General features: G+C 36.7%; 10 protein-coding genes. 4 read left to right on the top strand and 6 right to left on the bottom strand.

Features of this window, described 5'->3' with window-relative positions; all coding sequences use genetic code 11:
* Window positions 1-218 precede the first annotated feature (218 nt).
* The 4 genes from GJU40_RS19870 to GJU40_RS19885 form a co-directional block, all read right to left on the bottom strand.
* Entirely contained in the window at window positions 219-992 is a 774-nt protein-coding gene (locus GJU40_RS19870; protein WP_246188450.1) for an SDR family oxidoreductase, read from the bottom strand.
* Window positions 993-1,117: 125 nt separating this feature from the next.
* Window positions 1,118-1,492 carry a hypothetical protein gene (locus tag GJU40_RS19875; RefSeq protein ID WP_154309791.1) on the bottom strand — a complete coding sequence of 125 codons (375 nt, stop codon included), beginning with the start codon at window positions 1,490-1,492 and terminating at the stop codon, window positions 1,118-1,120.
* Between the two features lie 295 nt (window positions 1,493-1,787).
* Window positions 1,788-2,390 (bottom strand): hypothetical protein, encoded by a 603-nt coding sequence (locus tag GJU40_RS19880; protein WP_154309792.1) that lies wholly within the window; start codon window positions 2,388-2,390, stop codon window positions 1,788-1,790.
* 128 nt (window positions 2,391-2,518) lie between these two features.
* Window positions 2,519-3,028 (bottom strand): GNAT family N-acetyltransferase, encoded by a 510-nt coding sequence (locus GJU40_RS19885; protein ID WP_154309799.1) that lies wholly within the window; start codon window positions 3,026-3,028, stop codon window positions 2,519-2,521.
* Between the two features lie 281 nt (window positions 3,029-3,309).
* Here GJU40_RS19885 and GJU40_RS19890 point away from each other — a divergent pair, with 281 nt between their 5' ends.
* Together GJU40_RS19890 and GJU40_RS19895 are read left to right on the top strand one after the other, a co-directional pair.
* The gene (locus tag GJU40_RS19890) at window positions 3,310-4,482 is read left to right on the top strand and encodes an MFS transporter (protein ID WP_154309793.1); all 1,173 of its coding nucleotides are present in this window, start codon (window positions 3,310-3,312) and stop codon (window positions 4,480-4,482) included.
* Window positions 4,483-4,644: 162 nt separating this feature from the next.
* A complete protein-coding gene (locus GJU40_RS19895) occupies window positions 4,645-4,791 on the top strand; it encodes a BH0509 family protein (RefSeq protein WP_154309794.1) in 147 nt (48 codons plus the stop codon).
* 172 nt (window positions 4,792-4,963) lie between these two features.
* Here GJU40_RS19895 and pdhA read toward each other — a convergent pair whose 3' ends face one another.
* Window positions 4,964-6,034, bottom strand: a complete 1,071-nt coding sequence (pdhA, locus tag GJU40_RS19900; protein ID WP_343031650.1) for a pyruvate dehydrogenase (acetyl-transferring) E1 component subunit alpha — start codon at window positions 6,032-6,034, stop codon at window positions 4,964-4,966.
* Between the two features lie 195 nt (window positions 6,035-6,229).
* Between pdhA and GJU40_RS19905 the strand changes: the two genes are divergently transcribed.
* Window positions 6,230-7,048, top strand: coding sequence for a PaaX family transcriptional regulator C-terminal domain-containing protein (locus GJU40_RS19905; protein ID WP_154309795.1), 819 nt, complete (start codon window positions 6,230-6,232; stop codon window positions 7,046-7,048).
* 123 nt (window positions 7,049-7,171) lie between these two features.
* Here GJU40_RS19905 and GJU40_RS19910 read toward each other — a convergent pair whose 3' ends face one another.
* A complete protein-coding gene (locus GJU40_RS19910) occupies window positions 7,172-7,612 on the bottom strand; it encodes an NUDIX domain-containing protein (protein ID WP_154309796.1) in 441 nt (146 codons plus the stop codon).
* 349 nt (window positions 7,613-7,961) lie between these two features.
* Between GJU40_RS19910 and GJU40_RS19915 the strand changes: the two genes are divergently transcribed.
* Entirely contained in the window at window positions 7,962-8,522 is a 561-nt protein-coding gene (locus GJU40_RS19915) for a class I SAM-dependent methyltransferase (RefSeq protein ID WP_154309797.1), read from the top strand.
* Window positions 8,523-9,468 lie beyond the last annotated feature (946 nt).

A 9,468-nucleotide genomic window follows, 5' to 3' on the forward strand; every position in this document is an offset into this window, starting at 1 on the left:
CAAATATAATTCTTTTGTGGCACAAGAATCAAACCAATTTTCATTCCTGGCGGTGACCAGTAGGTCATGTTTGATTCCTCCGGCTATTTGGGCTGTTTTTAATGCTTTTTTTCAAATAAGAGAAAATGTTACGCCTATTTTCAGGCATCTATCTATTGCCTAATTTTTTGTCCTTCTTCCCCAAGCCTGAGTGCGCCTGGCATTTTCAGAAGGTCCCTTTACAACAGCTCATTGCTCTTGCTACTTAAATATTCCCTAAAGGTGATTTTCCCCATTTTTCTATTAAAATTTGTATTTTTCCCCTCGGAGATAGATTTGTGCAGTTTTCCAGGCAAAGAAATACTTAGTACTTTATTCGTTTCATGATTAATTTCGATTTTCAGTTTAGCCATTTCTGTTAGTGTCATAATATCTGGTCCACCAAAATCTTCTGCTCTTTCCTGTGGTTCTTTTTCCATTAAACCTATTAGATGACTGGCAAAATCAGAAACATCTACACTTTGAAATTGAAGATTTTCAGGGACAATATATCTTTTAAGAAGTGGTTTAGAAAGAAATAGATTGTCAACAAAGTGGTGGAACTGAGTGGCACGTACAATTGTATGGGGGATAGAACAATTTCTTAACAACTCTTCTGCTTCATGTTTTTGCTTGTAATATGTAAATGGTATTTCATCTATCCCAACAATTGACGGATAAATAAGATGTTTTATATGTTTCATTTTACCTAAAAACTCTTTAAAACCTGAAACCTCGACCCTTTTTGAATTTTTAACCGGACTTGTTGCTGCATGAATAATGACATCTACATCTTTAACTGCAGCTTCCAATCCTTCTCCAGACGATAAGTCGCTATAAACCCACTCAAGGTTGCCTATTCCTTCAGGTTTTCTTCTAGAAGTTATTTTAATATCATATTCAGATCCTTTTAGTTGGTTCAGTAAAGTAGAACCCAGTTTTCCTGTTGAACCAGTGATCAATACCTTCATCATACACACTCCCACCCTAATTGACTTCCTCTTTATTGTCATATTCGCAAGTTGGGTTTTACATTCAACTAAACTGACTACTTAGCCGAAGATACTAAGGACTTGCTGATATCATTTAATAGTTGAATTTATGATTTTTCAATCGCCATACGTAAATTCGCGATAACACCGATAAGCAGCACTAACGAACAAACCATTTTTTCAAAAGGTGTTCCAAACAATTGTTGTATAAATCCAAAAGACCAAAGTACAACAAAAAACCAACAGATAACGGTTATTCCTCTTTTGTATTTAGGTGGTTTATTTCTCCCAACAATCCATATAAAACCTACTCCAATAATAGAAATAACAATATTTACAACAGATATTGGCAGCTGTTCGGCGAAAGATTCAGATCTTCCACCATTAACCCATGTGAATGGAATATTTTTGCTTATAATAAGTAGTTGGATTAAGATACTCAAAGAGTAAAAAATAATTCCCATAAATACCGCAGTTTTCATATTTATTACCCTGAGCTTTTCTAAAATAAAATCACCTCATTTTTCTTCCTGATTTCAATGTTATTAATCCGGTAATCTTGGTGAACTAAACTGTCCCGTTAACAATAAGGTCTGCTCTTTCAAAGAGTTTATGTTCTAAGATGTAGAGATTTTCTCAAATACTCCAATTATTTTCCCACATAGCACGAGCCTCTTTCCAGACCCTTTTAGATTCCGCTTAATGAAGTATTCCGCTCAATTGTCCAACAAAAAATAGACCTGACCAATATGCATGCAGATCCTATGCCTTTGCTTATTATTCTATATTCATTACAATTTCAAGGCCTGTTGGCTTTTCCAAAAACGTGTCGCTATATTCCCTGAAGACTACTTTTGTATTTGAAACATCATCTGGTAAGGGTGGAGAAATAATGAAGTTGTATGTATAATGCCCTGTTGAGCCTGCAGCACGATCCTGTCGACAATGATATTGCTCTCCCAAAAACAATTCAAACCCATTATGATGATGTCGCTCAATTGATGAATCATTGGGCTCATCCCAATCAATATGAAGCTGTAAAACACTAGCGTTCTCATACTGTCGAATAACGGTTATGGAATATATCCGATTGTTTTTTTCAATCGATTTTAAAACAGATATGTGTTTTCTGAATCCAGCCGGTTCAATAGGGATTTTAAAGAAATCGTACATTCGTATTGCCCTAAATAACGCATTTAGAAACTCTTCATAGAGATCATACTTTAGAGCCCAGTTAGAAATAGCAGCATCAGATGGAAAACCCGGGGTGTTATTTGAAATGTCCCTCCGTTGTTTTAATAAAGAACATATTTGCTCATCAACTTTGCTTAGCCGTTCATCGTAAAATTCGGTTGGTGGTTCGAATGGCATTCGTTTCATTTTGGCTCCTCCTCTCCACCCTTATTTTACCATATGTTTTCAAAGGGTATAGCATCTTTCTTTAGCTCCCTCCCCTTTAAAAATAACCTCCTTGAAGTAAAGCTTTCCAATAGCTGCAGATAAAGTTTTTAAATAGTCCATTTATAATAAACAAAGTGCAAACTGTTTCCATTCATGATTAATTCTTCATTGCCCGTTGATATATGCTTAAATCCGTTTTTTTCTAACACTTTTTGTGAAGGTATGTTGTTAGTTGTTGTCTTCGCTAGTATATGTTTAATACCTTGCCGGTTATGAGTTTCTAATAACAGCTTTAATGCTTTATTTGCAACTCCTTTTCCAGTATACGATTCACCCACTCTATAACCGATAAAGCCTGAATGGCTGGTTTTATCAATATCTACTAAGTTCATTCTTCCAAGGATTAAACCATTTTCATCCTTTATTAAATAATAATAAGACTGCCCTTTAGTTTGTTCATTCAGCAGAGCTTCGTGCGAATTTTTAAAAGCATCAAAATTATAATATGCCTCTCCGCGACTTGGTACCATTTTTTCAAAATAAGCTCTGTTTTCTAGTTCAAATTCAAATAATTTCTTAGCATCTTCTGGCCGTAATTTTTCCAATCTTATTTCCATTTCCATATTTGTTACCTCGCAGTGTTATCGGATGGATTGCTGTTAACATGTTATTCCTTTTACGCTAATTGTTATTTTTTCTTTTTCCCAAAAATCAGAAACATGGCTACAACAAAACCGCTAAAAGCAGCGATCCACAGGGAAAGTTCGATAAAAATCAGCTCCTTATTTTTTGTTCAATTGCATTTTGTCCAAGGTGTGAAAATACTGTAAAATGAAAGGACAGCTTTCATATCCTATTGGAGTAAAGTATAAACTATTAGAATAGAGGTTTACGGTCTATGATGAAAGAAAATCTCCGCTTTTGGATTCTTGTTTCAATTGTTGCTATCTCGGGATTTTCCCAGGGCATGCTTCTGCCGCTTATCGCGGTTATATTTGAAAACAGCGGAGTATCCTCAGCGCTGAATGGCTTAAATGCTACAGCACTATATATTGGTATATTGCTAGTCTCTCCTTTTATGGAGCATCCTCTCAGAAAATACGGTTACAAGCCTGTCATTCTATTTGGCGGCCTGCTTGTATCCGTTTCGTTGATTGCATTTCCATTATGGCAGTCTTTCTGGTTCTGGTTTTTCTTAAGGCTGTTAATCGGGATAGGAGACCACGCATTGCATTTCGCTACTCAAACCTGGATTACCTCCTTTTCACCTGAAGAAAAACGGGGAAGAAATGTCTCCCTTTACGGTCTGTTTTTTGGTCTCGGATTTGCAGCAGGGCCGCTGATGACACCTTTGGTAGAAGTTAATCAGGCTCTTCCGTTTATACTGTCCTCTGCAATGTGTTTTACCGGATGGACATTTATATTTCTGTTAAAAAATGAGCTTCCTGATCAGCAAATCTCAGTCAACTCGTTTTTTGAAACATTCAAACGGTTTTCAAAAGCATGGAAATACGCCTGGGTGGCGTTTCTTCCGCCGCTTGGCTACGGATTCCTGGAATCCTCTTTAAACGGAAGCTTTCCTGTGTATGCACTCAGATTGGGCATAGAAGTATCGAGCGTGTCCATCCTGCTCGCTGCATTCGCAGTCGGCGGCATTATTTTTCAGCTGCCATTGGGGATTCTAAGTGACAGATATGGCCGGAGAAACGTCTTACTTGCCATTCTTAGCTCTGGATTTGTCTTTTTTACTGCAGCAGGTCTTGGAGAACAATCCTACCTTCTGCTGATCACCTGCCTGCTTCTGGCGGGAATGGCTGTTGGATCCACCTTCTCGCTTGGCATCAGCTATATGACTGACCTGATGCCTAAAAACCTCCTGCCGACTGGCAATTTGATGTGCGGCATCTTTTTCAGCATCGGCAGCCTGGCCGGCCCATTCGTCGGTGGAATCTTTATTCAGTTTTTTGAAGGAATCAGCTTTTTCTTTATCTTCAGCTTTATGCTTGCTGGACTCCTGGCAACAATTGCTCTATTCGGTGAAAAGAAGCTCTTACAAGCCAAATCTATGTAACATCTGTCCCCTTAATCGGGGGCTTTTTTTATTGCTCGATTAGTCAAATGACCTATTTTCCACTAAAAAACAAAAATAGGTTGAACAGTTTCCACCTACTGTTATATAATACAATTAATAAAAGATAACTGTATTAATACAACGGAAAAGGAGAGAAATTAAATGAGCAGACAAGAACGAAAAAACATGGTGGAATTCATCTTCAGCGTAAAGGAGTTTGACCACCAAGCCATTATGTACATGACCGATGAAGAAATTGAACATATTTACCTCACAGCCTACCAAACGCAAACCTTGCTTTCTGAATGATTGTTCAATATATCTTGCCATTCCATGAGCACTGCCTGTTCACATGTTAGACTCTATAAGAATTAATATCCAAAAAACAAGCCTGTATCAAAGATTACTAATCAATCATGATACAGGCTTTGTTAGGAACACCTAGAAGTCTACACAGTAAGCTTCTGCTCTATCAAACATTTTACTTACTGTTTTCTCTTTCTAATTGTTCGATTAAATTTCCTGGGAGTTCCTCAAACATATTTTCGATTAGGTTAGAAACAGTTTGCTTTTTTTCAGATTCAACTTGTTTTATAGCGAGTTTGACATCCTCTTTAGCTTGTTCAATTACCTGAGATTCATGTTCAGGCGTCCATAAATTTTGATTTTCTAAATACAATCTAAATCTTGTAATTGGATCTTTTTTTACCCAACTAAGATCTAATTGTTTCGTTCGATAAATTGCAGGATTATCTCCAGACGTTGAATGAGGACCGTATCGGTATGTAACAGTTTCAATTAATGTTGGTCCATTTGAATTCACTGCACGTTCCCTTGCCTCCTTTGTCACTGCATAAGTAGCTAGGATATCCATTCCGTCTACTCTCACTCCTTTTATTCCTGCCGCAATAGATTTATGGGCAATCGTTTTTGCAGCAGTTTGCTTTTCAAAGGGTGTAGAAATGGCGAATTGATTGTTTTGTACTACAAATATAGTGGGGCTCTTATAAACTCCAGCAAAATTCAAACCTTCATAGAAATCTCCCTGAGAAGATCCACCATCACCAGTATATGTAATTGCAACATTCTTTTTCTTTTTCTTTTTTAATCCTAATCCTACACCTGCAGCCTGAACAATTTGGGCACCAATTATTATTTGTGGTGGAGTAACATTAACGCCATCAGGCATTTCCCCCCCCTTGTAATGGCCTTTGGACCATAAAAACAGCTGAGATAGTGGTACTCCATGAAACAATATTTGCGGTAAATCACGGTAACCAGGTAGAATCCAATCGTCTTTTTCTAATACATATTGCGTTCCAATCATACTCGCTTCCTGCCCCGCAACTGGAGCATAGAAACCAAGTCTTCCTTGTCTAGTTAGTGAAATGCAGCGTTGGTCAATAGTTCTAATATAAACCATTCTCTCCATAAGCATTTGTAGCTGGCTAGCGCTTAAATCGGGCATTAATGGTTCATTTACAATTTCTCCATTTTCATTAATAATTTGAATTGTCTCAAACTGACTAGAAATGCTATTTAAATTACTCACTAAACTTCACAACCTCCTTAATTATTTAACTCTTGATTATTTTATACCTAAATAATACACGAACGTTTAAATTTATATTATATTCAAGCTGATATAATGTCAATAAGCTCATTTTCTTTGAACAAAATTAATGGTTATTTATTAAGGTTGAATTATTATTGAAATCCTTTATTATCAGTGTTAGAGGTGAAAAAATTGGCACTTGAAAAACAATTAATGTATCTCCTTTCAAGAAAGGAATCAATTGAAGGAAGAGATCTAATAAAAACATTTGAAGCACTGAATTATACTCCTCAATCAATTAGGAATGCTTTAACTAGGTTAAAAAAACAATCATACATAGTCTCGTTTGAACGTGGTTCATACTCTCTCACCACAAGTGGCTTAGCTGCTTACAATATGTCATTAAATAATAATAATTTTTACTATGAAAAATGGGATCGGAGGTGGTACTTGATTTTTATGGAAATTCCCGAAACATTAAGGAGGAAACGAGATACATTCAGAAATAGATTAATTGGATTAGGTTTTGGCCACCTCTATAAAAGTGTTTATGTATATCCTTGGAACATAACGGATAGGGTATTAGAGCTAATTGATTCGCTTGAACTTGAAGAGTATGTAACGATTACTGTTAGTCAGGAGTTTTTATACAATAAGATAAGCCCTGAGGGATTACCAGGTCCAAACAGTGCCAGTGCAATTTGGGATATTGAGGGAATAAAACAATGCTATATGGATAAACAGATCTGGTTGGAGAATTATAAATCTGAGCTAAATCAATTAATTAACGATCCTCAACGAGATATTTTATCTGTTTTTACTCACTATTTAGCACTTATGGAATTAAAGGATGATTTATTAGAAAGGGATCCTATGTTACCCCCTGAATTTTTACCAGGAAGTTGGGTTGGTACAAGTGTACTGTCTACTATTGATCTCCAGCTCGGAATTTTAGGGGATTTACTTTCTGTAAACCCTGATTACTCTGCCTTTGTATCGAGGAAAGACTGATCATTAAATTATTATGTAGCTTTATCAGTTTCTAGCGCTATCAACAAAGCGAACTCAAATTAATGAGTTCCCTTTTGTTTTTCTTTTTCAACTCAGCCTTTAGTGAAATCATAGGAATTGACCCTAACGAATAAATGCCAAATCTTTATCAGCAAGTGCATCTGTTAACCATTGAGGATGCATTCTTAGTAAGTCTTTCGGTAAGTTGTGTTGTTCAAAAAACTTAATTTCTAGCGACTCAGAAGAATTGCATCGCAATTCACCCCCAGTAATGTCTGCAAGAAAACAATTAGTTATAAAATGGACTATCTTGCCATTTGGATATGAGAACACCTGTGAATGAGGATCAGAATAAACACCAATCAGCTTCTTAATTTCAATATCTAAATTAGTTTCCTCCTTTACTTCTCTGATAGCTGCCTCAGCCACAGTTTCGCCTATCTCTATATGTCCTGAAGGAATACCCCACTTTCCTACATCTGACCTTTTCTGTAACAACACTTGCTTTGCCTCGTTCAGAATAATAACTGCAACCCCAGCTTTTAAGTCATCAATTCTTGTCATCTGATAAACCTCCCATAAAATAATAAAAAGACCCGAAGAAAAGATTTCAACGTATAACAAATACGCTGAACCTTTCCCCTCGGACCTTTTATGTCAATAGGTGCCTTTTACATATTGTAAAAGATGTAGCCCTTGGTCACTGACCTACCTTAATAGAGGAACCCTAGCTACAATTTTCCAGTTCTTCTCTACTGTACAATAAAAAGTCTATGAACGATACATACTTTTTGGTTAAATGCTCTTTGACTTAATAGAAAAATTACAAAAATTTGATGTAATTACTATTTATAGGATAATACGATAATGTTCTGCTAAGGTCTTGCAGTAAAATATCTATTGCGGGGTGAAAATGTTGAGTGAAATTCTAAGTGATATAAAAGTAGTAATAGGTGCTGGTGAATACAATAATAATCCTGGCTGGGTTCACACTCAGGAGGAAGAATTGAATTTATTAGGGGAAAGGGGCTGGAAAAACAGGTTTGAGAGCAACTCTGTAACTGCTATTTTAGCAGAGCATGTATGGGAACATTTAACCTTTCAAGAAGGCGTTGAAGGGGCTAAGATTTGTTTTAAATATCTTAAACATAATGGGTACATTCGCTGTGCCGTTCCTGATGGATACTTTAAAAATGAAGATTACCAGAATACTGTTAAAGTTGGGGGACCGGGGCCTCTGGATCATCCTGCTTACAGCCACAAGATTGTTCACAATTATCAAACACTCACCAATATGTTTGAAATGGCTGGTTTTGAGGTGAATTTACTGGAGTATTGTGATGAAGAGGGAAATTTTCATGCTAAGAAGTGGGACGGGCGAGACGGGGTCATTTTCAGATCAAAAAAGTATGATCCCAGGAATTCTACTACGCTTGTGTTTCCATCGTTGATTGTTGATGCAATCAAGCGATAAATCATTTCTGGTGATGTAACGATTGAAGCGGACAGATCTGCAGTTGCAGGATATAACTTAATACACGCTGAGGGTTCCGGTTAAGCATCTTGAGTAAGGAATAGACGTAAGATTTCCGCTTATTTAAAAAATAGCCTAAAAAAAGACTGAAATAAACGGAGAGATTCCTTCTATGGGACTCAAATAGCATGAAAATGGGTGATTTTTATGAGCTTAAGCGGAATTCATTCCCTTATTTTCTCTAAAAAACGGCCTGTAATGGTTTTTACCGGAAATCTTACGCTTATTTTGGATGGGGAGGCCCCATGTAAAGACACCACACATATATAACCGGAGGAACTCCGCCTATTCAGAAAAAACAATGAAAGTGGACTTAAATAAACGGAGACATTCCGCCTATGCGCCTAAAAAACCTTAAAATGGAGTATTTTCAGCAGCATAAGCGGAATTCGTTCCCTTATTTGCTCTAAAAATCGGCTTATTTTGGTTTTAACCGGAAATCTTACGCTTATTTTGGATGGGGGAGCCTCTTGTGAAAATCACCACACATATATAACCGGAGGAACTCCGCCTATTCAGAAAAAACAATGAAAGTGGGCTTAAATAAACGGAGACATTCCGCCTATGCGCCTCAAATAGCATGAAAATGGGTGATTTTTATGAGCTTAAGCGGAATTCATTCCCTTATTTGCTCTAAAAATCGGCTTATTTTGGTTTTAACCGGAAATCTTACGCTTATTTTGGATGGGGGAGCCCCATGTAAAAGACACCACACATCTATAAACGGAGGAACTCCACTATCATTGCATATGTATCCACAGGCCAAAAGATCAATTTAATTACCCTCTATTAATTGAAATTATAGGGGGATTTTTTATGGACGAATGCAAAAAAATCTCCTAAACTAGAAGCTAAACCCACGTTATCCGTGACTTCTAATAAAGGA

The sequence above is a fragment of the Metabacillus lacus genome, assembly GCF_009674805.1.
In the GTDB taxonomy this organism is placed as follows: Bacteria; Bacillota; Bacilli; order Bacillales; family Bacillaceae; genus Metabacillus_C; species Metabacillus_C lacus.

Coding starts and splice junctions, on each gene's coding strand:
- GJU40_RS19870 (WP_246188450.1), bottom strand. CDS start 992: ATGATGAAGGTATTGATCACTGGTTCAACAGGAAAACTGGGTTCTACT.
- GJU40_RS19875 (WP_154309791.1), bottom strand. CDS start 1,492: ATGAAAACTGCGGTATTTATGGGAATTATTTTTTACTCTTTGAGTATC.
- GJU40_RS19880 (WP_154309792.1), bottom strand. CDS start 2,390: ATGAAACGAATGCCATTCGAACCACCAACCGAATTTTACGATGAACGG.
- GJU40_RS19885 (WP_154309799.1), bottom strand. CDS start 3,028: ATGGAAATAAGATTGGAAAAATTACGGCCAGAAGATGCTAAGAAATTA.
- GJU40_RS19890 (WP_154309793.1), top strand. CDS start 3,310: ATGATGAAAGAAAATCTCCGCTTTTGGATTCTTGTTTCAATTGTTGCT.
- GJU40_RS19895 (WP_154309794.1), top strand. CDS start 4,645: ATGAGCAGACAAGAACGAAAAAACATGGTGGAATTCATCTTCAGCGTA.
- GJU40_RS19910 (WP_154309796.1), bottom strand. CDS start 7,612: ATGACAAGAATTGATGACTTAAAAGCTGGGGTTGCAGTTATTATTCTG.
- GJU40_RS19915 (WP_154309797.1), top strand. CDS start 7,962: ATGTTGAGTGAAATTCTAAGTGATATAAAAGTAGTAATAGGTGCTGGT.